This window comes from Microbulbifer mangrovi (assembly GCF_002009015.1).
Classification (GTDB): Bacteria; Pseudomonadota; Gammaproteobacteria; order Pseudomonadales; family Cellvibrionaceae; genus Microbulbifer; species Microbulbifer mangrovi.
In genome coordinates, this window is record NZ_LZDE01000290.1 from 1 (window position 1) to 26,213 (window position 26,213).

Consider the following 26,213-nt stretch of genomic DNA (forward strand, 5'->3'; position numbering starts at 1 on the left):
ACCCTCGCCTCCTATAATGCCGGGCTGGGGCACGTCTACGACGCACAAGATCTCGCGGAGGAGAAGGGCTGGGACCGGAAAGTCTGGTTCAACAATGTCGAGAAGGCCATGCTGCTGCTCTCGGAGAAAAAATATTACTCCAAAGCGCGCTACGGTTACGCTCGGGGCCGGGAGCCCTATGACTATGTGCGCAAAATTTCACAGCGCTTCCGCACCTATGCGGCGCTACTGGAAGCGTACCAGCGGCAGCAGGAAGTGGGCGTCATCCACTGTGCGATCGCGTCGGCGTGGCCCGAATGGCTGCGAGACACCGCAGGCCCCTGCACCCCTGCGATGGCCGGGGTGTCACATCGGCAGGCGAGCCTTTAGCATGAATTACCTTGCGCGAGCGGTCAGGCCAAGCCAGGCGAGATTACTTTGTTGTCTGGAACCGGCCATTTATAGGATCCCGGACCATATTGACCGGCGTATAAAGATCGATTCTGCAGAATTTTACCGATAGCACGCCGCGCCCTAACCCTGCGCCGGGGGCGAAATGTCGCCCTCTGAATCCCGAAACCGCACAAATTTCCGCCAATCCGACTCCCAATTGCCACACATCACCTCTATAATGCGCGCGCCTTGGCCGGATAGCCGCTGTTCCTAGTCTCAGCCCAGCCCCCGCCTGACCCAATTCTACGGCGCGACCAATAGGTCACGCCCAATCACGCATTACGCCCAGAGGCCCCCAGTGATAGACAATCTTCGCAATATCGCGATCATCGCCCACGTTGACCACGGCAAGACCACCCTGGTGGACAAGCTGCTCCAGCAGTCCGGTACCCTCGACCGCCGCAGCGCCGATGCCGAGCGGGTGATGGACTCCAACGATCAGGAGAAAGAGCGCGGTATTACCATCCTCGCCAAGAACACTGCCATTCGCTGGAACGACTACCGCATCAACATCGTCGACACTCCCGGGCACGCCGACTTCGGCGGTGAGGTAGAGCGCGTACTGTCCATGGTGGACTCGGTACTGCTGCTGGTAGACGCGGTGGACGGCCCCATGCCGCAGACCCGCTTCGTGACCCAGAAGGCGTTCGAGCAGGGCCTGAACCCGATCGTGGTAATCAACAAGATCGACCGCCCCGGCGCGCGTCCCGACTGGGTGATGGACCAGGTATTCGACCTGTTCGACAGCCTCGGTGCTACCGAAGAGCAGCTGGATTTCCCGGTGGTTTACGCCTCCGCACTGAACGGCATCGCCGGTCTCGACGAGACCGATATGGCCGAAGACATGACCCCGCTGTTCCAGATGATCGTCGACAAGGTTGAGCCGCCCAAGGTCGACCTGAACGGTCCTTTCCAGATGCAGGTTTCCGCACTGGACTACAACAGCTATGTGGGCGTGATCGGCGTGGGCCGCATCACCCGCGGCACTCTCAAGCCGAACCAGCAGGTAGTCATCCTCGACAGCGCCGGCAACAAGCGCAAAGCCAAGGTACTGCAGGTAATGGGTTACCTGGGCCTCGAGCGAGTTGAAGTGGAACAGGCCAGCGCCGGTGACATCGTGTGTATCACCGGTGTGGGCGAACTGAACATTTCCGACACCCTGTGTGACCCGGACCACCCGGAAGCGCTGCCGGCACTGACCGTGGATGAGCCCACCGTAAGCATGACCTTCCAGGTGAATGACTCTCCGTTCGCTGGTAAAGAAGGCAAGTACGTAACCTCGCGCAACATCAAGGATCGCCTCGACCAGGAGCTGATCCATAACGTGGCACTGCGTGTGGAGCAGGGCGATTCCCCGGACAAGTTCAAGGTATCCGGCCGCGGCGAACTGCACCTGTCGGTTCTGATCGAGTCCATGCGTCGCGAAGGATTCGAGCTGGGCGTATCCCGTCCGGAAGTGGTACAGAAAGAAGTCGACGGCGAGATCCACGAGCCCTACGAGGAAGTGGTCATCGACGTGGAAGAGCAGCATCAGGGTCCAATCATGGAAGAGCTGGGTCTGCGTAAAGCCGACCTCACCAATATGGAACCGGACGGCAAAGGCCGCGTGCGCCTGACCTTTATCGTACCGTCCCGCGGCATGATCGGTTTCCGCTCCCAGTTCCTGACCATCACCAGCGGCTCCGGCATCATGACCAGCATCTTTGACCACTACGGTCCGGTGAAGGTGGGCGATGTAGCCAAGCGTATCAACGGCGTGCTGGTATCCATGACCAAGGGCAAGACCCTGGCTTACGGCCTGTTTGCACTGCAGGATCGCGGCCGCCTGTTCATGGGCCACGGTGAGGAAGTGTATGAAGGCCAGGTGATCGGCATTCATTCCCGCGGCAACGACCTGGTGGTAAACCCCACCAAGGCCAAGCAGCTCACCAACGTGCGCGCCTCCGGTACCGACGATGCGCTGACCCTGTCACCGCCCATCCGTCACACCCTGGAACAGGCACTGGAATTCATCGAAGACGATGAGCTGGTGGAAGTGACTCCGGAAAGTATCCGGATTCGCAAGAAAATCCTGCAGGAAAATATGCGCAAGCGCGCGAAGAAGTAATTCTTCTGGAAAATTAAAAAGCGCCCCTGGGGGCGCTTTTTTTATCTCTAAAACAGCGAAATGTTTTAGAACTCGTAACTGGCTTTCAGGTAGTAGAAACCACCGCCAATACCAAAAGGCGAAGTTTCGTAGTACTGGCCACCCAGCACATTATTCGCTTCGCCGACAATAGAGCCATCGATCTTTCCACCTTTTTCATCCAATAAGTTAGATGCACCGGCGGTCAGGAAAATGGATTCGGTTGCCTGGTAGGAAGCTTCCATATCCAGGGTAAACGCAGAACCCAGCTGCTCGCCAAACCAGTCAGCGTGAACCCCTACGTACTCACCATAGAAGTTCGCACGCACGAAGGCGCTGAGCTTGTCCCAGTTTTGTGCCATGGTGAAAGAAGCCCGATGCTCAGGCAGCCCGCGCTCCAGGCGCACCGCTTTACAGATTTCCCCCTGGTTATTCAAAAAGGCACCGCCACAGGTGGCGTCACCGCCATTTACCTGAGTCTTGGTCCAGTTGTAGGCCAGGCTGAAGTCCGTAGCACCGCCCATCAGCTCTGCACCGTAGGTTGCCACCACATCGACACCGGTGGTTTCGGTATCAAAGTCGTTGGCGAAATAGTTGATCTGTCCGATCAATTCCGGATTGGGCACACCGGCTAACGCCATCGCCGCGCGCTGGGCGTCGGTGGGGGCGGCGTTATCGGTCAGCGCAATGCGGTCCTCCACTTCGATGTAGTAGGCATCGATGGTTACATCCACCGCACCGGCAGACATTACCAGGCCCGTGGCAAAGTTCACCGACTCTTCCGGCATCAATTCTGCTTCACCCAACTTGGTGGCGGGCAGGGTTTGCGCCTGGGTCAACTGGCCACCCACAATGGAGGTCTGGGTATTGACCACCGAGGCCTGGCCCATGGTCGGAGCACGGAAACCGGTGCTGTGGGAGCCGCGCCAGGCAATGTTGTCGGTCAGCTGCCAGTTAAAGGCCAGCTTGTAATTGGCAGTATCGCCGAAGGTGTCAAAGTTTTCGTAGCGCACGGCGCCGGCCAGTAACAGGTCATCGGTCATCTGGTTCTCGACGTCCATATACAGCGCATAGTTACTGCGCTCTGCGGTACCTGCGGAATCAATGGAGAAGCCGGCAAAACCGTGTGAACCGATATTGAAGCCTTGCTCCGCCAGCGGTCCCACCTGCCAGGACATGCCTTCACCGGCGATGATCTGGAACGACTCCTCACGCCACTCGGTACCCATGGCAAGACTCAGGGTATCGAACTGCTTTTGCAGATCGAAGTTCAGCGTCTTTTCCAGCTGAATGTAGGAACCGGTATCGAAATTGCGTTTGCTGTCCGGGCCAAACGATGGGTTGATGGTGTTATTCAGGCCGAATGCTGCCTCGTTGCGACCAACGGAGCCGCTGACATCATAATTCCAGCCTTGCATGAAACCATCGGTGAACTCACCGCGACGACCCGCGGTAAATGCGGTGTCGGTAATGTCGCCGACAAAGCGCGGGGTATAGCCGCCGGGGATCATTTTATTGAAGACGAAACAGTTAGCGTCATCTATCAACCCGGAATTCACCATATCGGAACCATCGTCCAATGGTGTGGTGCGGTAGGCATCGCAACTCGCCGCATTGCCATCCAGCGCGCCGACCAGTCGAACTCCGTCACCGTCCGTGTATACGCCTTCACGGCCATTCGGGTTTCGGTAATAGAATCCGCCATCCACCATGCGGTTGGAATAGTTACCGAACGCGTAAATTTCACTGCCGTCTTTCAGGTCGATGCCGAAATTAGCAAACAGGGTCAGGTCATCTTCGATCTTGGGCGAACCCCAGATTTGCGCCGGCTCCGGCACGGCGGTATTGCCCGCATCGATCATGGCCTGTGCATCGGGACGCTGTACCGAGCGCGAGGTATCATCCGCATTCTTCAACTGGAAGCTTAAATTCAGAAAACCGGAATCGGTCATGGGCATGCCGTAGTTGCCGGACATGGTCGTGGTCTGGCCGTCGCCCTCAAAAAACTCGCCGCTTTTGATTTCCAGGGAACCACCCTCGGCGTCGTCTTTCAGCACGAAGTTCATCACCCCGGCAATAGCATCGGAACCGTACTGGGCCGCCGCACCATCGCGCAGTACTTCAACCTGCTTGAGCGCGATACTCGGGATCACAGAAATATCCGGACCCTGCGCGCCATCGTTCAGACCACCGCCCTGAAAGGCAATGACAGATGCGCGATGACGGCGCTTGCCATTGACCAGAATAAGCGTTGAATCCGAAGACAAGCCACGCATGTTCACCGGGCGGATCATCGATGCAGCATCGCTAATCGGCTGGTCGTGTACGTTGAAGGAAGGCACCGAACCCTTGAGCAAGTCGAGCATGTCGCTGCTGCCGGTCTTGGCCAGGTCATTTGCGTTGAGTACATCCACCGGCACGGGGGATTCTGTCACCGAACGGGGTTTGGTTCTGGAACCCACGGTAACCACTTCTTCAATCACTTCCTGGGCATCGCCGCTGGTCTGTGCAAATGCAGGTATTCCCAGGCTGCCGGCCAGTGCCGCCAGGGAAAGCGAAGTAACTATTTGTTGGACCTTCATGGTTTCTCTCCAATTAGCATTTATTATTTTTTGGAGCAAAATTTCGGCGTAAAGATTGAATCGTCGAAATTATCGCGATGAACACGAAGTGTGAAACGGTCACCGCTTGCGCTCAAACTGATTGGAAAGCATTAGCGTAGCGAAGTCCACCGAAAAGCTCGCGACAGCCATTGCGAAAAAATCAGAAGATCCAAGAAAACCAGCAAAGTCAGGTTTAATATTCAGATACATTGCAAAACAGTCATTAATGACTTTATTGCTATTGTATCCTCAGACTATGGGCGGCGACGTCTCGACGAAAAATTCATCCTGCCCGGCAATTTCCAACAAGCGCTGCAAGTTCGAGTGGGCATCAATAGAAAATCGATTGCGGAACACACCCCAGGCCACCCCCACTGCGACACGGTAATCTGCATCGCCAAGCTTGCCGGGTTCAGGTAATGGCGCGGAATCCAGCTCTTCGAGAATTTTTTCAACACGCAATTTCTGCCGGCGGGTGTATACGTTCGCATCGACATCGAGCCCACTGCGCTCCAGCAGGAACAGATTGATCGCGGCATCCATCAAGGTGTTGGCTAGACAGTAACGGTCAAGATCCTGTGCGTCGGGAATAAACGCACGCCCCGATTTCTCACGCACGTATTTTACGATCGACGTGGAATCGGTCAGCTTTACGCCATCGTCCTCCAGAAAGGGAACTCGCAGCGTAGGCGTGCCCGGTTCGGTAGTACTGTGGATATCCAGCTCCACCATGTCCCAGTCCAGACCGGATTGCATTAAAGCCAGACGACAATGGCGCACGTAGGGTGAAGTCAGGCTGCCAAAAAGTTTCATCGCGTTTTTCCTTTTCCTTATCCACTTGTTAACAGAGTGGCCGATCATGTCGAAAAGGCAGATATTGGGCAATAACAAAACGGTAGGCTGTCGAGAAAGGGGGCGCGCGTGGCGTGGTCAGATTTCCCCAAGGCTAGGAAAATCGCTCGCGCACTTGCTGCCAGGTAGCGAGCGCACTGCGGCTGTGCAGACACACTGTTATCAGGGAAAAATCTTCGAGTGACTGCTGCAAGGTTTCCAGCCCCTGATGTGCGGCGATTTCGTGGGGGAAACGGTTGGTGCCGGCACCCAGTGCCGGAAACAGTAAACGCTTGAGGTTTCTTTCTTGCGCCAGTGCCAGCACACTCTGATAACACTGGCGCAATTGTGCGATGCCCTTTGCTCCCCACTGGTCACCACTGCTCCACTGTGGCGTGACCGTGTGCAACAGGTAGTGCACCGGCAGGTTGGGTGCACTGGTAATACGCGCCTCCCCCACCCCGCACTCGGGCAACTGTGAGCACTCACTCACCAGCTCCTGTCCGGCGCGGTCATAGATCTGTGCGGACAAACCGCGCCCGCGGATCAGGTGTTTGTGCGCCGGACAAACCAGTGCATCAGCCTCGATAGTGAGAACATTGTCACAAATCAGCTGCAGCTGTCCCATGGTGGCCTCCGCGCCAATCCCGTTCCCCATTACTATAGCCTGCTGACTCCCGCGAAACGGGGCTTCCGAATTATCGGCCGATGGATTTGGCCGTAAACACAGTACGCCACATCATGGAAAAAACCGCAGAACAAAATCATCAGGCACCCCCGCGGGATGTCTCCGCTGCCGATCCCATTACCCAGGCCCGTGCACTCGAGTTACGCCGACGCATCCAGGCCTCCGGCTATATGCTGATCTTCGCGCTCGCCATAACAGGCGCCATGGGTGTGATTGCACTGATGGGAGCAGACCTGGTTCTCGCCGCGACCCTGTTTTGTGTCGCTGGCGTAATTCTTCTCTCCTATATCGGCGTGAACGTGGCCGGCCCCAGCCGCAAGACTCCGATACTGGTAGGCGCGCTGTTGCTGGTGCTCTACTTTTACCTGCTGTTGTCTGGCGGCGTGAACAATACCGGCCTGATGTGGGCGGTGATGCTGGTACCCGGGTTTATCAACCTGTATGGCTACAAATGGGGCACGGTCACCCTGGCAGGTGTTGGTGCGGCCACCGCGCTGATCCTGTTTTTCCCGGATTTTCCCGGCCTGCTCGCCCAGTACGATACCGCCCACCGCGCGCGTTTTATCGCGGTGTTTGGCGCACTCACCGCACTCACAGCGATCCTCGACAGCAGCCGCCACCAGACCCAGCAGATGCTGCACAGGCTGACCGCAGAGCTGGAAAACCACGCCTGCACCGATGCGCTGACCGGACTCTCCAACCGTCGCGAAGCCTACAAGGCAATCGACGAGCTGGAGCGTCGCAATCGCGAACTGGCCGGGCGTTACACCGTACTGATCGGCGACCTGGACAGCTTCAAGGCAATCAACGATACCTTCGGCCACAGTTTCGGCGACCGGGTACTTCAGGATGTGGCGAAGATACTGCGCGAGAATACCCGCACCGACGATATCGTCGCGCGCTGGGGCGGGGAGGAGTTCCTGATCCTGCTGCCGAATACAGACGTGGAAGGCGGCGGGATACTTGCCGAAAAACTGCGCCACAAGGTCGAGTCACTCAGCGACCAGTATGAAGAAACGGTCACGATTTCCATCAGCTTTGGCGTGGCCGAGGGCGGCGCCGGCGCAACACAGGCCGACCACGGTCAGCTGCTCGCCGAGGCCGACTCCCGGATGTACCGGGCCAAGGATGCCGGGCGCAACCAGGTGGTCTCCGCCTGAGCACGGCGGCGCTGCACTGCCTTCCAGCCCCCCAAATCCCCGATCCCGACGGCCTGCGAAAGCGCAGGCCCCTCCCTATAATGTCAGCACCCGCCCGGTGTGGAGGGCTTTGCCTCGCACCGGTGAATGCAACGGCTCGGGAGGAAAGCGTTATGAAACTAATTCCACGAGACACCATGCTCGATTTCGACGAAATCGTAGAGCAATTTTTCAATACCGGACAATCCAGGGGTGAGTCCCGCAGCGGATTCTTCACCCCGAGGGTGGATATCCACGAGCGCAAAGATTGCTATGAAGTGAGCGCGGAAATGCCCGGTATCCGCAAAGAAGACCTGGATGTGACCCTGGAAAACGGTGTTCTGACCATCGAAGCGGAAATGCACCAGCACTCCGAGGACGATGAAGACCGCAAGGTATTGCGTCAGGAGCGTCGCTACGGCAAATTTACCCGCAGCTTTAACCTGGGTGAAGATATCCGCGAGGAGGATATCGATGCGACCTTCAAGGATGGCGTGCTGACCTTGAAGGTGCCCAAGTCAGAACCGAAGGAGCCGGTTACCCACCGCATCCAGATTCACTGAATCGCACACATTAACAGTCAGCAGAGGGCCGGCAGAGTCCGGCCCCCAAGGCCCCGAACCAGATTCTATCGGGTCCCGTTCAGGAGAGATGGGTGAGGAGCTTTTCACGCACTTCCGCCGGAATCTCCGCCTTGCATTGCTGCTTGTAGTCAAAGTGCACCATCACACAGTCGCCCTGGGCCACCAGCTTGCCCTTCTGCCATACCTCCTGGTGGATGGTCATGGAGGTATTGCCCACCGCGCGCAGGGAGGTGCGTATCTCCACCGGTGAGAACAGATAGATCTGCGCGACAAAATCCACATCCATCTTCTTCAGGATCAGGTTCCACCCGTCCAGTGCCAGGTCGGGATTGAACAGCGCGAAAATCGGCGTGCGCCCCTGTTCGAACCATACTGGTACCACGGTGTTGTTGATATGCCCGAGGGCGTCGGATTCACTGAAGCGAGGTTCAACCTGGTACGTGAACATCATTATCCTCATGTACGGGGTGGATTGGGGAAGCGGAGTATTTAACCAGCCCGTGGCGCAATCGGCCAGCTGGGCCGAAACGCCGGGCGATTTTGCCAATGCAAAAGACAGATTGGGCCAGAGCAGCGTAAAATGCGGCACCCTGATTGGCTACGCTATCACTAGCAACCTTGTAGCACCCGCCACCGTACAACGCCGTACAGCTTCCATTCTCTTGTTATTTGCTGTCTATTTTTTATGACCCAGAAAGCTAAACGCCCCCTGTATATCCCCCACGCCGGGCCATCCCTGCTGGAAATCCCCCTGCTCAACAAGGGCAGTGCCTTCACCCTGCAGGAACGCATCGAATTCAACCTGATCGGCCTGCTGCCGAACAATGTCGAATCCATCAGCGAACAGGTGCGCCGGGCCTACCACCAGTACCAGCAGTGCCGCACGGACCTGGAGCGCCATATCTACCTGCGCGCCATCCAGGACGACAACGAGACCCTGTTTTTCCGCCTGATCGAGCAACATATCGAGGAGATGCTGCCGATTATCTACACCCCCACTGTGGGCGCGGCCTGTGAAGAGTTCTCCAATATCTACCGCAATCACCGCGGCCTGTTTGTGTCCTACCCGGACCGCAAGCATATGGACGACATCCTGCGCAGTGCCACTAAGGAAAACGTGAAAGTCATCGTGGTAACCGACGGCGAGCGCATCCTCGGCCTTGGCGACCAGGGGATCGGCGGCATGGGCATTCCCATCGGCAAACTGTCCCTGTACACCGCCTGCGGTGGTATCAGCCCGGCCTACACCCTGCCGGTCACCCTGGACGTGGGCACCAACAACCGCACCCTGTTGAATGACCCCATGTACATGGGCTGGCGCAACGAGCGTATCTCCCAGGAGGAGTACGACGAATTTATCGAGGAATTCATCGCCGCGGTGAAGCGCCGCTGGCCGAAGGTGCTGGTGCAGTTCGAGGACTTCGCACAGACCAACGCCATGCCGCTGCTGAAGCGCTACCGCGACGAGATCTGCTGCTTTAACGACGATATCCAGGGCACCGCATCCGTGGCGCTGGGCACCATGCTCGCAGCGTGTAAGGCCAAGGAAGAGAAGCTCTCCAAACAAAAAGTGCTGGTCGTGGGTGCCGGCTCCGCGGGCTGTGGTATTGCCGAACAGGTAGTGTCGGCCATGGTCGGGGAAGGGCTGACAGACGAGAAGGCCCGCGAGCGCATCTACATGTTTGACCGCTACGGGCTGGTCACCAATGAAATGAAAGGCCTGCACGACTTCCAGGAAAAGCTGGCGCAGAGCACCGAGCGCTATCCCCAGGCACCGGAGTGGGATCTGCAGACCCTGATCGAGCAAGTCAAGCCGACCATCCTGATCGGCGTATCCGGCCAGGGCGGCCTGTTCACCCAAGCCGCCATTGAAGCCCTGCACAAGGGCTGCAAGCGCCCGCTGGTGATGCCACTGTCCAACCCCACCTCGCGCGCCGAAGCCACACCTCAGGAAGTCCTGGAGTGGACCAACGGTGAAGCCATGGTCGCCACTGGCAGTCCGTTTGGAGCGGTGGAGCTCAACGATAAAAAATACCCCATTGCCCAGTGCAACAATGTGTATATCTTCCCCGGTATCGGCCTGGGTGTGATCGCGTCTGGTGCCAACCGGGTGACGGAAAACATGTTGATGGCAGCATCCAATGCCCTGGCAGAACATGCACCGGTGGTGAAACACGGCAGTGGCGCACTGCTGCCGCCGCTGTCGGAAATCCGCGAGCTGGGCAAGGCCATTGCCATGGCGGTGGGCAAGCAGGCCCAGGAAGACGGCGTGGCCCCGGGTATCACCGAGGAAAAGCTGGAAAGGAATATCGAGAAAAACTTCTGGTCGCCCAATTACCGCCGCTACCGTCGCGTGGCGTTTTAAAAAAACCCCTTTGCGCGAGGGAGCCGCAAAGGGGACAAGAGGGCACTCATGATCGATTGCGAGTGCGTGCGGAGTAGAAAACTCACAAGGCCTGGCTGCAGGCCTTGTGAGTTTTTTTCAGGCAAAGTCTGAATGCCCGGTCAGAAGGTCCAGCGCGCACCGATTTCCGCGAGCCAGCTTTCATTTTCTATTTCGAAAGACGCCGGCAATAATTTTGAATTCACATCAATGTCATCGGTCTGACGCCAGCGCAGCCCGCCAAAAAACTCCAGCTGTTCGTTGCACTGGTAATTGAGGCCCGCCATCAACTGGTAGGCGAACACGCTGTCATCGTCGTCTATGATCGACACGTTCGACGGGCTGTAATCCACATCTACCCATGCGTTACCCAAACCTGCCCCGATATATGGATTGAGCGACCAGCCCGCGTCGAAATCGTAATACGCGTTCACGAACAGATAGTCGGCAGTAAAATCACCGCGTCCGTCTGCCACCAGATCGGCTACAGAAATACCCAGGTTGCCCGGTGCACCGCTTACCAGCACACCGGCGTCTTCACTGCCCAGCGGGATATCCGCAGCCGACACACCGAAATGGCGATCCACATCGTGTTTGGCATAGGCGTACTCCGCTTCAAAACGCAGGGCATCCATACGCCAACCGAGCGCCAGATTTACGCCGGCGCCGCTGTCCACATCGGTGCGCCAGCGCACATCGGTCCCCGCGGGCAGGGCGACCCCGGCGGGAATGGTGGTACCCGGACCGGTAATAAATTCTCTGGTGAAAACGCCGTCGTTCACGGTGTCATCCATATCGTTATAGCTGAGGCTACCGCTCACATAAAAACCGTCTGCGTACACCGCAGAGGAAGCGATACCGAGCGCAATTGCCAGAGCGAGAGATTTTTTCTGCAACATGATTTCTTCCCATTCATCACAAATTGTGTCATTGCTACGCGGCACCTTCGGCAGTGGATTTTGATAAATATCATTGCAGTCTGAAAATCTGCCACTTTTCACAGATTGCCCAAGCGCGCATAAAAAACCTGATCCGGAACGGGATATTTTGCGTAGCGATTTTTTTCGTGAATTGAGGAATTCGAGGCGTGATATTTTTTTGCCATAAAAAAATGGCGGGCACTTTGGCCCGCCATTTTCTTGTGTGCTGCTAACCGCGTTATTTAACCGGCCTTGACGCTCTCAACCCAGTCGTTGACACGTTTTTCCAGCAGCGGCAGCGGCAGAGCGCCACCACCAAGAACGGTATCGTGGAAGGCGCGGATGTCAAACTGGTCACCCAGCACTTCTTCCGCCTTGCCGCGCAGTTCTTCGATCTTCAGCATGCCGATTTTGTAGGAAGTGGCCTGGCCGGGAACGGTCAGGTAGCGACGCACTTCCGAACGCACCGCACCCTCGGGGATCGCGGAATTATCCAGGAAGTACTGTACCGCCTGATCCTGGCTCCAGCCCTTGGCGTGCATACCGGTATCCACTACCAGGCGAATGGCGCGCCACATTTCCGCGGTCAGACGACCGAAATCCTTGTACGGATCCTGGAACTGGCCCATCTCCTTGGACAGTTTCTCCGAGTACAGAGCCCAGCCTTCCACGTAGGGCGTGAAGTGCGCCTGGGTGCGGAACTGCGGAATACCTTCCAGCTCCTGCGCGATGGAGATCTGCATATGGTGGCCGGGGATGGCCTCGTGATAGGTCACGGTTTCCATATCGGTGGTGGACAGCGCGCTCATGTCAGACATGTGCACATAGTAGGTGCCGGGACGGGAGCCATCGGGGGTGCCCGGTACGTAGTGCTGGGCGCCGCCGGGCACTTCACGGAAAGCCTCAACCCGCTTCACTTCGAGACCCGCCTTGGGCAGGATGCCGAAGTAGTCCGGCAGCTTCTTGTGGATATCGTCGATAAAGCCCTGGGTTTCTTCCAGGTACTCTTTGCGCCCTTCATCCGTATTCGGATAGTAGAACTGGTCATCGGTGCGGATAAACGCGAAGAATTCGGTCAGGTCGCCGTCGAAGCCTACCTTGTCCTTGATGGCTTCCATTTCCTTGCGGATACGCGCCACTTCATCGAGACCGATCTGGTGCACTTCGTCCGCGGTCAGCGGCAGGGTGGTGTAGTTGGCCAAGCGGTTGTTGTAGAAGGAATCGCCATCCGGCAACTCGGATACACCCTTGGGTTCTTCATCCGCGTTTACCCGGTCTTCCTGCAGCCACGCAATATACGCGTCGTAGGAAGGCTTCAGCTCTCCGCTCAGTGCCTTCTCCACCTGCGCCTGGAGGTCTTTGGCGGTGGCGTCGTCGATGGTGCCCGCTTCTTTCAGCGCGGCGATTTTCTTCTTCGCATCCGCCATCAGCGGTGCGTCATCACCTTCACCAAACGGCTGGCCGGAAGTGACCTTCTGTGCGCGTTCGATCGCCAGGTCGTAGGCGAACTGGGGCGGGCGGATTTCCTTGCTGGCAGAATCCTGGGCGCGCTCCAGCAACTGTCCGAGGGCGCGGCTGATACCGCCGATACGGGCGATGTAGTCGCGCATATCCTGCTCGCTGTCGACCTTGTGCTGGTTGATCAGGAAGGTGGGGAACTGGGCTTCCGGACCGCCCAGCTCGCTGGCGAAGTAGGAGTAATCCCAGAACGGCTGGTTGGCCTTCTCCTGATCGTACTGGTGTACCCACAGGTCGTAGGACTCTTTGCCCGCCGGGGTCAGCTTGTCGTAATCGAACTGTTCCTTCATCTCCTCGACGGTGGCTTTCTTCCACGCCAGCTCGCGCTCGGACGCGGCCTTGCTCATGTCGTCGATTTTGTCGTACTGCTCCTTGCGACCCAGGTAGCTGAGCTGGATCGGGCTGAACTGCAGTTGTTCTTCGTACTTGCTGTCAAACCACTCGACGAGACGCTTGGTCTCTTCCTGCTGGTCTCCGGCCTGGGTGGCCTGGTCCTGGGCCTGTACCGAGGTGGCTTCGGCAGTTTCAGTGGTCTGCTTGGGTTCTTCTGCCTGCTGACAGCCCGCGATTGCGGTCGCTATCACCAGACTCAGGAGCGTTTTACGCATAGGTAATTGCCTCTAGGGTTTTGAAGTCTTGTTGTTACACAGAGTGAAATACAACGTGAAATAAAATTCAGCCGGCCAACATCGCATGCTGGCCGGGCCCGGTCGATACCGTCGCGATGAATTTACCGCCACACGGGACCAGTGGTGAATCGGTGGATTATTCCTGCTCGAGGGTTTCCGCCTTCGCCAGCTTTTTTTCCGCCCCGTTCACGATATGCAGCTCCCGCTGCGGGAACGGGATGGTGAGCCCCTCCGCCTCGAGCGCGGGCTTGAGCTTTTTCATCAGCTCCCAGTACACATCCCAGTAGTCGTCGGTCTTGGCCCATGCGCGCAGGTGCAGGTTCACCGAGCTGTCTGCCAGGGCGCGCACGGCGTAGGCGGGTTCAGGGTCGGTGAGGATGCGCGGCTCGTCGGCCACCAGCTGGCGCAGCACGCGCATGCCGGTTTCAATATCGTCGCCGTAGGCAATGCTGGCGATAATCTCGATACGGCGGCTGGCATTGCGGGTGAAATTGGTCAGGGTTTCGCCCCAGACCTTGTCGTTGGGCGCGGAAATACGCAGGCCATCCGGGGTATCCATCTCGGTGGTAAACAGGCCGATCTTGCGCACGGTGCCGATGGTGCTGCCGAACTGAATAGTCTCCCCCACGCGGAACGGACGCAATCCGAGCAGCACGAAGCCGGCGGCAATACACTGCAGGGTATCCTTGAGGGCGAGGCCCACAGCGAGACCGGCGGCACCGAGCAGCGCCACCAGCGACGTGGTGTTGGCCCCGAAAATATCCAGCACCACCAGGCCGCCAATGACGTAGGTGCCCCACACTGCCAGGGTTTCCAGTACCGGCACCAGGGTTTCGTCAATCCCGCGTTCGGTAAGGCGATTGACCGCGCGCGAAACAAGCTTCGCCGCTATCCAGGTAACGATCAGCGCCAGCACTGCCCACAGTATGTTGAGCCCCACGTCCATCACCACGGGCCACAGTTCTTCCATCTGTGCTTTCAAACCATCCACAATATTTCTCCTGTAAGCGGCGGGGATTGGCGATCAAGAATAAGGCACCGGCCGCAGTGGCGGCCAGGTAACCGTAAAAAGCTTTCGTGTATTTCTTCCGACAGCAGGCGAACGGGCTACTGCGCACCGGAAAAGAAGTAATGCTGCACCAGCTGTAATACCAGCAAGGTCATCACCAGGATGAAGATCAGGTTTTGGCGATTCATCAATGCGCCTCCCCACGAGGTGCCTCAATGACGAGCAGGCCCTCGGCTACCAACCAGTCTCGCGATTCTCGCAGCATATCCTCCAGGGAGAGGTCATTTCTATAACCCAGTTCCGCTGTGGCCTTACTGCTTTCGGCAACGACCCGGCGGGTGATCATCGCTGCTTTTTCCGGGGTCAGTGCCGGTTCGCGACCACTCACCCGGGCCACAAGGTCGTTGCACTGCGCCAGAGCACGGATCAAAAGTGCGGGTGTGGTGCGCGTGGGGACGGGTTTGCCAACAAGGCGTGCGATCATGCCGAAGAATTCCAGGAAGCTGGCATCAGTACCCGCAAGAATATAATTCTCACCACTGCGCCCTTTGTGGAAGGCATCGATATGGGCGCGCGCCACCGCACCGGCATGGCAGAAGGAGCCGCTGCCCGGCGGTACCCCCGGCAGGCGATCCTCGGCGAGCATGAAGAAGGTCTGGGCCCAACTGGAAACATCGTATTTGCCGACGATGCCACAGGGATTCAGGAATACCACATCCAGTCCCTGCGCCACTTCCTCGCGCACCGCCAGTTCCGCGCGTTTTTTACTGTACAAGTAGTGATGCCGCGGATCATCCGCCAGCTTGGGGCTGTCTTCGCTGATGGGCGTGCGGTGGTAACCGTAGGCGGAAATGGAGCTGGTGACGATCAGTCTGCCCGGACGCTGCCGGGCGGCAAACTGCTGGCGTGCAACGCGGGCAATATTTGCCGAGCCTTCCACATTGTCCCGCCACTGCTGGGCATTGCCACCGCGCCACATGCTGGTATTGGCGGCAAGATGGAAGATGGCATCGACCTGCTCGGGCAGCGCGCGTTCGAGGGATGCCACATCGTCCAGGGCCGCCTGTACCGGCGTTGCACCGAGGGATTCCAACCTGCGGACGTTGGCACCCGCGCGATGCATGGCGGTTACCTGCCAGCCGTCACTCACCAACTGTTCGATCAGGTTGGCACCGAGAAAGCCAGTGCCTCCAGTCACAAATGCGTGCATTCCGATTCTCTGATTCGTCGGGCGGCGGCGCCGCCCGGGAACTACGAGACTACTCTATCTTCAAACCCAGTTCATCGGCGAGAAATGCATACTGGTTGGTAAAATCCTCCACCTGCATCCATACCGGCTTACCGGCACCGTGCCCCGCACGGGTTTCCACCGCGAGGTAGACCGGGTTGTCACAGCCCTGGTCCCGCTGCAACGCTGCGGCAAATTTGTAACTGTGCCAGGGAACCACGCGATCGTCGCGATCCGCGGTGGTGATCAGGGTCGCCGGGTAACAGGTACCTTTTTTGGTGTTGTGTACCGGTGAGTAGGCGTAAAGCGCAGCGAACTCGTCCTTGTTTTCCGACAGGCCGTAATCGCTGGACCACTGACGGGCATTGGCGGAAGCGGTGTGATAGCGCAACATATCCAGCACACCGACAATCGGCAGCGCCACCTTGAACAGTTCAGGACGCTGCACTTCAGTAGCGCCCACCAGCAGGCCGCCATTGGAACGCCCCATAATGCCGAGCTTTTCCGGCGAGGTGACGTTCTCCTCGATCAACCACTCTGCCGCGCCGATAAAATCGTCGAACACATTCTGTTTTTGCAGTTTGGTGCCCGCCTTGTGCCAGGCGCCGCCGTACTCACTGCCTCCGCGCAGATTGACCATGGCAAAGGTACCGCCCATATCCAGCCAGCCGGCGAAGCGGGTGTAAAAGCTCGGCAGCTGGGCGGCATTGAAGCCACCGTATCCATAAAGCAGCGTTGGGTTTTTGCCGTCTTTTTTCAGGCCTTTTTTATGCACCAGGAACAGCGGCACACGGGTGCCGTCTTTGCTTTTGAAAAAATGCTGGCTGATCGTGTAGTCGGAAAAGTCCGCAGGATATTCCGGCGCTTTGACTTTCTCCGATTTCCCACTGGCCACATCCAGCTTGTAAATGCTGGGCGGCGTCAGGAAGTTACTGAACGAGTAGTAGGTCTCGCTATCGTCGGGGTCGCCGTAGAACCCCTCTACCGTTCCCATACCCGGCAGCTTCAACTGGTATTGCTGCCTGCCATTGAGATCGGTCACCACCACTTTGGATTTTGCATCCTCCAGATAGTGCAGCACGAAGCGGCCGCCGATCAGGCTCGCGCCTTGCAGGGCATCCTTCTGCTCGGGCACCAGGGTCTTCCAGTGCGCCTTGTCCGGCTGATCCAGATCGATGGCGATGATGCGACCGTTGGTCGCATTTGCGTTGGTTTCAAAATAGAAAGTTTTGCCCCTGTTACCCAGATAGGTATACAGCGCATCCCAATCATCCAGCAGCTTCACCACTTTCGCATCGGGGGCGCTCAGGTCCTTGTAGTAGATACCGTTGCTGTCGTAGCCATCGAAAATACCCAGAATCAGGTATTTCCCATCGTCACTGACTTCTGCGCCCGGGTTGCGAGTGGGGTGATCGGTGATCTGGTAGACAAGCTGGTCCTTGCTCTGGGGGTCGCCAATTTTGTGGAAGTAGACCGAGACCTGCTTGCTGTCATCGGCACTACCGTCTTCATCGAACGGATAGCGGCTGTAGTAAAACCCGGTTTCATCCTTAGCCCAGCTTGCACCGCTAAACTTGATCCCGGTCAGGCGGTCGGGAATCAGTCGACGAGTTTTCAGATCCCGCACATGGTAATCGGTCCAGTCGGTACCGCCGTCGGAAGTGCCGTAGGCCAGGTAGCGACCGTTGGGGCTGACGGAGTAGCGCTTGGCGGCGATGGTGCCATCTTCGCTGAGGGTGCGCGGATCCAGCACCACATGCCCGTCTTTGGAGATGTCGCGGGTAGTGTAAAACACACTCTGGTCCCAGCTGCCGTCGTTGTATTCGTAGAACACCTGGCCGGCCTTCTTGTAGGGCACACCATAGCGCTCGTACTCCCACAGCTCGGTCAGGCGATCATTGATCTTCTGCCAGCCCGGCAGCGCCTTGAGATGGGGCAGGGAAAATTCGTTTTGCGCCGTCACCCACGACTTCACCGCCCCGGACTCCTGCGCCTCCAGCCAGCGGAAGGGATCACTGACTTCGGTACCGAAGTAGTCGTCTTTCTGCTCAACGGTCTTGGTTTCGGGGTATTCGGGCTGGCCCTCGTCGCTGACGGCGAACGCAGCCGCGACAGCAAGACACACGGCACCCAGGGTGAAGGCGGTTTTCTTCATGGAGACTTCCGGTTTTTTATTGGCGATCAGTGGGCTAATCTAGAAAATTCGCCGCCAGCGTTCTAGCGGGTAACAGCATTTTAGAAGAGGTTATCGATGAAAGGCCTGATTCAACGGGTAAAGCACGCGAAAGTGGAAGTGAGCAGTGAAAACGTCGGCGCCATCGACCACGGGATTCTGCTGTTGCTGGGCGTTGAAGCCACAGATACCGAGGAAACCGCAGACAAACTGCTGCACAAGGTACTCCACTACCGCATATTCAGCGACGAGCAGGGCAAGATGAACCTGAACGTGCAGCAGGCCGGCGGTGGCCTGCTGGTGGTCAGCCAGTTTACTCTGGTGGCGGATACGGCCAAGGGCCTGCGCCCCAGTTTCAGTCGCGGCGCCACCCCGCAGCAGGCGGAAGCGCTGTACGACTACTTCCTGCAACAGGCACGCGCGAAAACCGGCGAGGAATTCCCGGTGGCCGGCGGTCAGTTCGCCACGGACATGCAGGTATCGCTCTGTAACGATGGCCCGGTCACCTTCTTGCTGGAAGCCTGAGCCCGCTCGCTGAGTGCCTTCAGGCGCGCCTTGCGGGTGTCCTTGGACTGCGCACCCAGCTGCTCCACCGCGGCGTAGAACGCCTCCCAGTCTTCGCCGCTGTCCCGGTACAGCTGCACAAACGCAGGCACCTGGGACTGGTATTCACTCACCAGTGCCAGGGTCGCGTTGTTGGTCTTCTCGATCATACGCGCAAATTTCTCATCCTGTACCCAGCCCGCCGAGGCCTCGCGATAGCATCGGCGCAACCGCTGCAGGGTCTCGGCCTTGCGCGCACGCTTTTCCTCGATGCCCAGGCCTGTGTCGTCGTAAATCGACTGCAACTGTTTGCGCGCTGCCACCATCAGTCCGTTTACCCGCCGGGCCTGGGCCACGCTCTTTACTGCGGGCTGCGGTATGCCGTTACGACGCCGCCACTCCGGCAGTGCAATCCGCGACACCGCGGTGGCAAAGCTCTCGTTGAAACGGGTATCGCCAGAAATATACACCCGCCGGTGTGCCAGCTCGTGAAACAGCAGGCTGGCGAGTCGGTCCGGCTTCCAGTTTACGAAACTCGACAGCACCGGGTCGTCGAACCAGCCGAGCGTACTGTAGGCGGGCACCGGGCCCAGGTAGACGTCGTAGCCCTGGGCACGCAGGCGTCCCTCCTGACGCACTGCGTCATTTTTGTCGAAATAGCCGCGATAGCTGGCACATCCCGCAATCGGGTAGCACCAGCGTTTCGGCGACAGGGAAAACTCCGGCGCCGCGATCAGGTTGTACAGCGCATATTCGCCATCCAGCTGGGTAAAATCGCTGTAGGCGCTTTCCACAGGCAGTTGCAGCTCACCGGCCGCATAGGCGCGGATCGCGCGCACCCACTCCAGTTGTAGCTTCAGCTTGGGGTCGGTCTTCTCATCCGCCACCAGGCGATCGATGGATTTGCGCCCGGCGAGGATCTTGAGTTGGCCGGTGGCGGCCTGGGAGTAAAAATGCACGGTCTCACAACCGGTCAGGGAAAGTGTACCCAGGATTGCCAGGGTAATTGGCAATAGCCGACGCCTGCCGCTGCCAACCAGGTTGGAAACAGCTAACTTTAGGTAAGCGAAGAAACGTTTAAGGGAAATATCCATGCAGCCCGTGGCAGCGGTCTCACTGGTTTTTACGATGGTTCTCAGCGCCGTTTTGTGGATTCAGGTATTGCGGCTGAGTGTCGCTGAATCCACAGGCCTCACGGTGCTCGCTATTCTTTGCCCGCCGATCCCGTTGGCGCTGTTGTTATTCGACAGTCACCACCGTCAGCGGTTGTTGCCACTGGCGGTTCTGGTGGCCGGCTTTTCCAGCATAGTCGCAATTTATTCCTGAGGGAAAAACAGCCGTTACCGAAAAGCCCCCACTCATTTCCGCGGCGGATTCGCACAGGGAAAAGTCTCCACTTCATCACCGCGAAAACTTCCAGTGTTTAAAAACGCCACTACCTGATCGATCACCCGTTGATCGTCGGTAAGGTTGTCGTGGGTGAGTGGATAGGTGACGCGCGTGCAGGCGCCCTCGACGTAGGTACTGGGCAAACCCACCCGGCCGTCGTCGTTTCCACTGATAATCGCCGCGAACAGGGGATTGAATGTACGGGTACCGGCGATCACACCGAGGGGAAAATGCACCGGTCCCATCCGGTTGGGAATGCTGTTCCGGTCAACGCCCATCTGCTTGCCGGCCGGGCCATTCAGGTCCTTGATCCACGGAATACAGGAAAGGAAATTGCCCAGGCGGCTGCCCTGATTCGGCGTGCCGAGCATCACGACACTGGAGACGCCTGACACATCACGCCGATCGTAGAAATACCGTACCAGCAGGCCCCCCATGGAGTGGGCGACAAAGTGCAACTCTCCCGTGTCGGCTTCCTTGCACGCCGCCAGTCCTTGCGGAATCGCTTCGCCGGCCAGTACTTCGATGGGATTGCTGCGGGAGGGGTAGTCCAGGTTGACCGTGTGATAGCCCTGCGCTTGCAGGGCGTGCTCGATCGAGCGCATCGACGAGGAATCTTTGGTGATACCGTGCAACAGGATGACACAGGCCTTAGCGGCTGTGTCCGAGCCCCCCTCTTTCTCAAGAAGGGGCTGCGCGGAATGCGCTGCGAAGGGCATCCACAGCGCCACTAGTAACCCCAGGGTACAGGTCACTGCCAGACAGGATTTGTGTAATACCACAGAGCGCCACCCTCAGGAATTCCCGGAAATTCCGCCATCAAATCGAGCACACCTCCCAAGAACACGCGCAGCTGGTGCACGACCACTGCACGGGATCTCTCAGGGTTTTGTACGCTGCTTACGGGCCCGCGGATGACATCAGGGCGATTCGACTTCCGCTTCCTTTTTTCCGCGCTTCTTGATCAAACGACCGAAGAAAATGCCCACCTCGAACAGCAGCCACATGGGAATGGCCAGGAGAGTCTGGGAAATGACATCCGGCGGGGTGAGCAGCATGCCCACGGCGAAACAGGCGACGATCACGTAGGGGCGCTTCTTCGCCAGATCATTGGCGGTGACAGCACCACTCCAGATCAGCAATACGGTGGCAATGGGAATTTCGAAGGCGAAGCCAAAGGCAAAAAACAGTTTCAGCGCCAGATCCAGGTAGCTACGGATGTCCGGCAACACCTTGATATCCGCGGATGCGGAGCTGATAAAAAACTCAAAGATCAGCGGGAATACTACGAAGTAGGCGAATGCCATGCCCGCGTAAAACAGGAAAATACTGGAAAACATCAGCGGCGCGATCAAACGCTTTTCGTGCTTGTACAGGCCGGGGGCAATAAATGCCCAGAACTGATACAGCACAAAGGGAATAGCAACAAAGAACGCCAGCACAAAGGTGGTCTTGAACGGGGTCAGGAACGGAGACGTCACCTCGGTGGCAATCATCCCTGCGCCCTCGGTCAGGCGAGCCTGTAGGGGGTCGGCTACGAATTCGTAGATTTCGTTGGCGAACGGTACCATGCAGGCAAATATCGCCACCACCACCATCAGCGTTTTCAGCAGGCGATCGCGCATCTCGATGAGATGCTCAATAAACGGTTGGTCTTTCTCGGTCATTGACGCTTGTCTTCCACCTGGCCAGCACTGTCGCTTTTTGCGGGGCTTGCCGATTGCGCACTTTTACCGGCACGATCCTCGGTCTCCGCCGGGTCCAGCCGATCCACTTCCGCCCAGGCCTCATCTTCTTCGTGCTTGAAATGATCGGGGTGGTGCGGGTTGTATTGCGGGTCGCCGTGGTCGTGCAGATGCTCGGGATACTCGGGATCTTCCTGATCCTCGTCGTCTTCATCTTCCTCCGGCAGATACTCCTCACTGGATTTCTCATCGATGCGCGCTTCGCGATCTTCTTCTGGGAGGTAATCCGCGGCCTGCCGACGCTGGTCCGCCGCCACATCCGGCTCTGACGGCAGTTCCTTTGCCGGCGCTGCTTCGCCCGCGCTCTCGGCGTCCTGCTTCAGCGATTGCGCCTGGGCTTCCACCGCCTTGAGATCCTGCTCGAATTTACGTTCAGCATCAGTGAAAGTGCGCTCCATCGCCTCCTGGCTTTCGCGCAACTCGCGCAATACGCGCTCGTTGTGCAGCTCGCGACGGATATCGTCGGCGCCCACTTCCCGTTCCAGTTCGTCTTTGGCACTGCTCAGGGTCTGCTTCAGTTGCGTCCACCAGCGCACGGTGGTGCGCACCGCGTCCGGCAGGCGCTCGGGACCGATGACCACCAGGCCAACAATACCGATCAGCAGTAATTCAAAAAATCCGATATCAAACACGCGCGGTTCGCTCTATCAGTTGCGGACGATGCCGGTGCCAGGATTACTTGTCCTGGGACTGCTTTTCTTCGCTGGTTGTTTTCTGCTGGGGCTTGGCGTTTTCGTCCTTGGTAAGCAGTTCCGGATCTTTGTCGGCATCTTCTTCCTCGCCGTCTTTCTTGCCCTCTTCCTTCATGGCCTTTTTAAAGCCCTTGATGGCGCCACCCAGATCGCCACCGAGGTTGCGCAGACGCTTGGTACCGAAAATCAACAGTACGATGACCAGCAGAATCAGTAGTTGTTGCCAGCTAATACCCATGTGAAATACTCCTGAATAAAATTCTTGATCTTGTATCGGCCTGGGCCGGTGAAATTCAAATCAGTCCTGCTTGCGCGCGGCCTTTTCTTCGAGTCCGGACAGACCGAAACGGCGCCCCAGTTCATCCAGTACCGCGCGGGAATCCGTCCCAAGGTGCGCCAGCATCACCAGCGAATGAAACCACAGATCCGCGGTTTCACTGATCAGTGCCTTGTGTGCGTCGCTGTCCAAATCCTCGCCCTCGGCGTCTTTCGCCGCAAGCACTAGTTCGGTGGCCTCTTCGCCTACCTTTTCCAGTATCTTGTTTAACCCTTTGTGATGCAGGCTGGCGACATAGGAGGACTCCGCATCCCCCTGTTGCATGCGCATCCGCAGTACGCGATCCAGTTGTATCAGCATATTACTCATGGCGCTGGCCTTTTACTCCGCGTTCTTTTTCGTCTCGGCGCTCTGCGCGCTGGTGTAAATATCTTTCGGATCGGTGATCACCGGCTGGCGGATCTGCCACTGCCCGTCCTCGAGCACCTGGTAAAAGCAACTGGTGCGACCGGTATGACAGGCGATGCCGCCAAGCTGCTCCACCATCAGCACCAGCGTGTCGCCGTCGCAATCGAGGCGGATTTCACGCACCTGCTGCACGTGGCCGGATGATTCACCCTTGCGCCAGAGCTTGCCGCGCGAGCGGGACCAGTAGACAGCGCGCCCTTCCTCCACGGTGAGTCGCAGGGACTCTGCATTCATCCACGCCATCATCAGCACCCGGCCGCTTTTGAAATCCTGCGCAATGGCAGGCACCAGCCCGTCACTATTCCAGCTGACTGCTTGGGTGAAATCGGTTTCGCTCACGTGTGCGTCCTTACTGCATTCGTTATTGTAGGCTGGCGAGTTCGCTTCAGGGCGGCAGCTCACGGCCAGAGCAACATGGCCAGTGCCGCCGCCCCCAGTACCCAACTGGCCACCGGTATCTGCGCCAGCAATCCGGGGGAAGCCACCAGCGCCGCACCCGCCGCGAGCAGCCCTCCCACGATCATGCGCGCATAGCGGGCACGCCCGCGCTGGCGACTGCCAGCAAGCTGATCGCTCAACTGCTGCAGTTGCGGTCCCAGCTGCTGCCCCTGCTCAAGGGCAGAGAACGCCATTTGCGGCAGTTGGGGGAATTTTTCCAGCCATTCTGGTCCGTATCGCCGGATTTCACCGACGATGGTCTTGGGGTGAATACGCTCGCGCATCCACCGCTCGAGAAATGGATGGGCAGTCTTCCACAGATCCAGTTGCGGATAAAGCTGTCGTCCCAGCCCCTCGATATTGAGCAGGGTTTTCTGCAACAACACCAGTTGCGGTTGCACTTCCATATCGAAGCGCCGCGCAGTCTGGAACAGGCTGATCAGTACCCGCGCGAAGGAAATCTCTCCCAGGGGCTTCTCAAAAATCGGCTCGCACACGGACCGGATCGCCGCTTCAAAAGCATTGACCGGCGTATTTTTGTTCACCCAGCCACTCTGCACATGCAGCTCAGCCACCATCCGATAATCCCGACGGAACATGGCCAGCAAATTACGCGCCAAATAGTACTGGTCCTCGCGGGTAAGGCTGCCGACGATGGCGGTGTCGATGGCGATATATTTCGGCCGCTGCGGATTTTCCCGGGATACAAATATATTGCCCGGGTGCATATCGGCGTGGAAGAAGTTGTGCTCGAACACCTGCTTGAAGAATATCTCCACGCCGCGCTCGGCGAGCAGCTCCATATCGGTATCCTGGGCCCGCAACTGCTCCAGGTCGGTGACAGGAATCCCGTCAATACGCTCCAGTACCAGCACATTGTCGCGGGTGTAGTCCCAGTAGACCTCGGGAATGTACAGCAGCGGCGAATTGGCAAAATTGCGCTTCAACTCGGAGCCGTTGGAAGCCTCCCGCACCAGATCCAGTTCGCCCTCGATAGTGTGGCGGTAATCCTCGACGACCTCCACTGGCCGCATGCGACGACCGTCGGGCAAAAAACGTTCGATCCAGCGCGCGATATGCCGCAACAGCTGCAGGTCCTGCTGGATGATCTTGTCGATACCCGGCCGCAGCACTTTGACCACCACCGACTTTCCCGGTGCGCCCCGATCGTCTTTCAGACGCGCCGCGTGCACCTGGGCCACCGACGCGGATGCCAGCGGCTCGCGCTCAAATTCCGCAAACAGCTCGTCCACCGGTGCGCCCAGTGCCGCTTCGATGCGCGCAATACACTGATCCGCCGGGTAGGGCGGTACATTGTCCTGCAGCTGGTTCAGCTCCAGCACCATATCCGGCGGCAGCAGATCCGGGCGCGTGGACAGCAGCTGTCCGAACTTCACATAAATGGGCCCCAGATCCTCCAGCGCCCGTCGCAGCCGCTCACCGCGGCTCATCCGCTTGATCTTACCGCCGACCGGCAACAATCTCGCCGGCGCCCACATCGCGCGCAGCCACAGCGGCTGATGCTCGGCGGGCACCAGTTCGTTCAGTCGATAGCGCAGGAAAATCCGCGCGATGGTCAGGCTTCTCGCTACTGGCACGTCAATCTTTCCCCTGACCCGGTTTGCGTTCATCCGGTGACTGGCGACCTTCCAGCTTGCGCCGCAAAATGTCGATACGCGCCTCCAGCCGGTCGACCCCCTGAGCAAACTCCGCCACATCCTCGGCAAACGCCTCGAACTGCGCTTGCGGCGGTGTCACCTTCCACTCCTCACTCACGGCTTCTGCACCCGCCTTCGGCGCCGCACCCAGCGCGCCCTTCAGCCAGCTCGCCGCCATACGCACACCCGTTCCAAGCTGGTGGGCCGGGGTATCGCCAATCAACTTTGCGAGCGGCTCCTCCCAGTCGACATCCAGATCCCGCAGGATCGACTGCAGCTCCGCCAGCAGCGCGCTGGAACCGCGCACCGTCACCCCCAGTTTGGCCGGGGTGGCATCTCGGTTGCGCAGCAGTTGTACAAACGCCATCGCCGAACCGGACAGCTCGGTGGACACCTCGCCATTCCAGCGACCGTGCACCTCGATAAAACCGCCATCGCCATCGTCTTCGATCGCCATAAACAGAGTCATGGCCGGTGCCGTCAGCTTTACTGCCAGCACCTTTCCCGCCAGTTTTCCAAGGCGCGCGCGCGTACCTGGGTCATACCGGAGTGCGGAGTTGATGGCGGTTTCCAGAGTGGCGTCGAAGCCGGCGCGGAAGGTGGGGTCGGTCATTCTTTTGGTGATTCTGTTCCGAGCTCACAACCCCGACGAGAAGGTGTCGATTCCGGGGTCTGTTTGCGGGACTGTCGAAAAGAGGGACC

The 26,213-nt window shown here is 58.3% G+C and carries 26 protein-coding genes; 8 read left to right on the forward strand and 18 right to left on the reverse strand.

Annotation, left to right across the window (positions count from 1 at the left end):
- Together B4U49_RS07540 and typA are read left to right on the forward strand one after the other, a co-directional pair.
- Positions 1-369: lysozyme family protein (locus B4U49_RS07540; RefSeq protein ID WP_476703367.1), on the forward strand; the 369-nt coding region annotated here is incomplete at its 5' end.
- A 361-nt stretch (positions 370-730) separates the two neighbouring features.
- On the forward strand, positions 731-2,539 hold the full coding sequence (typA, locus tag B4U49_RS07545; protein ID WP_078083964.1) for a translational GTPase TypA: 1,809 nt from the start codon (positions 731-733) through the stop codon (positions 2,537-2,539).
- Positions 2,540-2,604: 65 nt separating this feature from the next.
- On the opposite strand, the gene B4U49_RS07550 is transcribed toward typA, so the two are convergent.
- The 3 genes from B4U49_RS07550 to B4U49_RS07560 all read right to left on the reverse strand — a co-directional run bounded on the left by B4U49_RS07550 (position 2,605) and on the right by B4U49_RS07560 (position 6,649).
- Positions 2,605-5,139: a TonB-dependent receptor plug domain-containing protein gene (locus B4U49_RS07550; protein WP_143735581.1), complete on the reverse strand. Its 2,535-nt coding sequence runs from the start codon at positions 5,137-5,139 to the stop codon at positions 2,605-2,607.
- Between the two features lie 270 nt (positions 5,140-5,409).
- Positions 5,410-5,973, reverse strand: a complete 564-nt coding sequence (locus B4U49_RS07555) for a glutathione S-transferase family protein (protein ID WP_158078578.1) — start codon at positions 5,971-5,973, stop codon at positions 5,410-5,412.
- 133 nt (positions 5,974-6,106) lie between these two features.
- Positions 6,107-6,649 carry a macro domain-containing protein gene (locus B4U49_RS07560; protein ID WP_239692508.1) on the reverse strand — a complete coding sequence of 181 codons (543 nt, stop codon included), beginning with the start codon at positions 6,647-6,649 and terminating at the stop codon, positions 6,107-6,109.
- A gap of 50 nt (positions 6,650-6,699) precedes the next feature.
- On the opposite strand from B4U49_RS07560, the gene B4U49_RS07565 reads away from it, so the two are divergent.
- Together B4U49_RS07565 and B4U49_RS07570 are read left to right on the forward strand one after the other, a co-directional pair.
- Entirely contained in the window at positions 6,700-7,839 is a 1,140-nt protein-coding gene (locus tag B4U49_RS07565) for a GGDEF domain-containing protein (protein ID WP_239692509.1), read from the forward strand.
- Between the two features lie 152 nt (positions 7,840-7,991).
- Positions 7,992-8,420, forward strand: coding sequence for an Hsp20/alpha crystallin family protein (locus B4U49_RS07570; protein WP_078083966.1), 429 nt, complete (start codon positions 7,992-7,994; stop codon positions 8,418-8,420).
- 79 nt (positions 8,421-8,499) lie between these two features.
- On the opposite strand, the gene B4U49_RS07575 is transcribed toward B4U49_RS07570, so the two are convergent.
- Entirely contained in the window at positions 8,500-8,892 is a 393-nt protein-coding gene (locus B4U49_RS07575; RefSeq protein ID WP_239692510.1) for an acyl-CoA thioesterase, read from the reverse strand.
- On the opposite strand from B4U49_RS07575, the gene B4U49_RS07580 reads away from it, so the two are divergent.
- Together B4U49_RS07580 and B4U49_RS07585 are read left to right on the forward strand one after the other, a co-directional pair.
- Positions 8,882-9,130, forward strand: a complete 249-nt coding sequence (locus tag B4U49_RS07580; protein WP_143735583.1) for a hypothetical protein — start codon at positions 8,882-8,884, stop codon at positions 9,128-9,130. The two genes, B4U49_RS07575 and B4U49_RS07580, sit on opposite strands and share 11 nt — an antisense overlap.
- Positions 9,127-10,806, forward strand: coding sequence for an NAD-dependent malic enzyme (locus B4U49_RS07585; RefSeq protein ID WP_078083969.1), 1,680 nt, complete (start codon positions 9,127-9,129; stop codon positions 10,804-10,806). Before B4U49_RS07580 ends, B4U49_RS07585 begins: the two co-directional genes overlap by 4 nt.
- A 140-nt stretch (positions 10,807-10,946) precedes the next feature.
- Here B4U49_RS07585 and B4U49_RS07590 read toward each other — a convergent pair whose 3' ends face one another.
- The 5 genes from B4U49_RS07590 to B4U49_RS07610 form a co-directional block, all read right to left on the reverse strand.
- Positions 10,947-11,723, reverse strand: a complete 777-nt coding sequence (locus B4U49_RS07590) for an outer membrane protein (RefSeq protein WP_078083986.1) — start codon at positions 11,721-11,723, stop codon at positions 10,947-10,949.
- A gap of 263 nt (positions 11,724-11,986) precedes the next feature.
- Positions 11,987-13,870, reverse strand: a complete 1,884-nt coding sequence (locus tag B4U49_RS07595; RefSeq protein ID WP_078083970.1) for a DUF885 domain-containing protein — start codon at positions 13,868-13,870, stop codon at positions 11,987-11,989.
- 157 nt (positions 13,871-14,027) lie between these two features.
- Complete coding sequence (locus B4U49_RS07600; protein WP_204903010.1) at positions 14,028-14,882, reverse strand: mechanosensitive ion channel family protein; 855 nt, start codon at positions 14,880-14,882, stop codon at positions 14,028-14,030.
- Between the two features lie 205 nt (positions 14,883-15,087).
- Positions 15,088-16,110 carry an NAD-dependent epimerase/dehydratase family protein gene (locus B4U49_RS07605; RefSeq protein ID WP_078083971.1) on the reverse strand — a complete coding sequence of 341 codons (1,023 nt, stop codon included), beginning with the start codon at positions 16,108-16,110 and terminating at the stop codon, positions 15,088-15,090.
- Between the two features lie 49 nt (positions 16,111-16,159).
- Positions 16,160-18,283, reverse strand: a complete 2,124-nt coding sequence (locus tag B4U49_RS07610; RefSeq protein ID WP_078083972.1) for a prolyl oligopeptidase family serine peptidase — start codon at positions 18,281-18,283, stop codon at positions 16,160-16,162.
- Between the two features lie 96 nt (positions 18,284-18,379).
- Here B4U49_RS07610 and dtd point away from each other — a divergent pair, with 96 nt between their 5' ends.
- The gene (gene dtd / locus B4U49_RS07615) at positions 18,380-18,826 is read left to right on the forward strand and encodes a D-aminoacyl-tRNA deacylase (RefSeq protein ID WP_078083973.1); all 447 of its coding nucleotides are present in this window, start codon (positions 18,380-18,382) and stop codon (positions 18,824-18,826) included.
- Here dtd and B4U49_RS07620 read toward each other — a convergent pair.
- Positions 18,757-19,938 carry an aminopeptidase gene (locus B4U49_RS07620; RefSeq protein ID WP_078083974.1) on the reverse strand — a complete coding sequence of 394 codons (1,182 nt, stop codon included), beginning with the start codon at positions 19,936-19,938 and terminating at the stop codon, positions 18,757-18,759. The two genes, dtd and B4U49_RS07620, sit on opposite strands and share 70 nt — an antisense overlap.
- On the opposite strand from B4U49_RS07620, the gene B4U49_RS07625 reads away from it, so the two are divergent.
- Complete coding sequence (locus B4U49_RS07625; RefSeq protein ID WP_078083975.1) at positions 19,937-20,170, forward strand: hypothetical protein; 234 nt, start codon at positions 19,937-19,939, stop codon at positions 20,168-20,170. The two genes, B4U49_RS07620 and B4U49_RS07625, sit on opposite strands and share 2 nt — an antisense overlap.
- 32 nt (positions 20,171-20,202) lie before the next feature.
- Here the strand turns inward: B4U49_RS07625 and B4U49_RS07630 are convergent, their stop codons facing one another.
- From B4U49_RS07630 to B4U49_RS07665, 8 genes are all read right to left on the reverse strand, one after another.
- Positions 20,203-21,015 (reverse strand): alpha/beta fold hydrolase, encoded by an 813-nt coding sequence (locus B4U49_RS07630; RefSeq protein WP_143735584.1) that lies wholly within the window; start codon positions 21,013-21,015, stop codon positions 20,203-20,205.
- A 138-nt stretch (positions 21,016-21,153) separates the two neighbouring features.
- Positions 21,154-21,900, reverse strand: coding sequence for a twin-arginine translocase subunit TatC (tatC, locus tag B4U49_RS07635; protein WP_078083977.1), 747 nt, complete (start codon positions 21,898-21,900; stop codon positions 21,154-21,156).
- Positions 21,897-22,610, reverse strand: coding sequence for a Sec-independent protein translocase protein TatB (gene tatB / locus B4U49_RS07640; protein WP_078083978.1), 714 nt, complete (start codon positions 22,608-22,610; stop codon positions 21,897-21,899). The genes tatC and tatB overlap by 4 nt, the downstream gene beginning before the upstream one ends.
- A gap of 43 nt (positions 22,611-22,653) precedes the next feature.
- Positions 22,654-22,908 (reverse strand): twin-arginine translocase TatA/TatE family subunit, encoded by a 255-nt coding sequence (gene tatA / locus B4U49_RS07645; RefSeq protein ID WP_078083979.1) that lies wholly within the window; start codon positions 22,906-22,908, stop codon positions 22,654-22,656.
- A gap of 60 nt (positions 22,909-22,968) precedes the next feature.
- Positions 22,969-23,316, reverse strand: coding sequence for a phosphoribosyl-ATP diphosphatase (locus B4U49_RS07650; RefSeq protein ID WP_078083980.1), 348 nt, complete (start codon positions 23,314-23,316; stop codon positions 22,969-22,971).
- 12 nt (positions 23,317-23,328) lie between these two features.
- Positions 23,329-23,754 carry a phosphoribosyl-AMP cyclohydrolase gene (gene hisI, locus B4U49_RS07655; protein WP_078083988.1) on the reverse strand — a complete coding sequence of 142 codons (426 nt, stop codon included), beginning with the start codon at positions 23,752-23,754 and terminating at the stop codon, positions 23,329-23,331.
- Between the two features lie 59 nt (positions 23,755-23,813).
- On the reverse strand, positions 23,814-25,451 hold the full coding sequence (gene ubiB, locus B4U49_RS07660; RefSeq protein ID WP_143735585.1) for a ubiquinone biosynthesis regulatory protein kinase UbiB: 1,638 nt from the start codon (positions 25,449-25,451) through the stop codon (positions 23,814-23,816).
- Position 25,452: 1 nt separating this feature from the next.
- Positions 25,453-26,124 (reverse strand): ubiquinone biosynthesis accessory factor UbiJ, encoded by a 672-nt coding sequence (locus tag B4U49_RS07665; protein ID WP_078083982.1) that lies wholly within the window; start codon positions 26,122-26,124, stop codon positions 25,453-25,455.
- Positions 26,125-26,213: the final 89 nt, after the last annotated feature.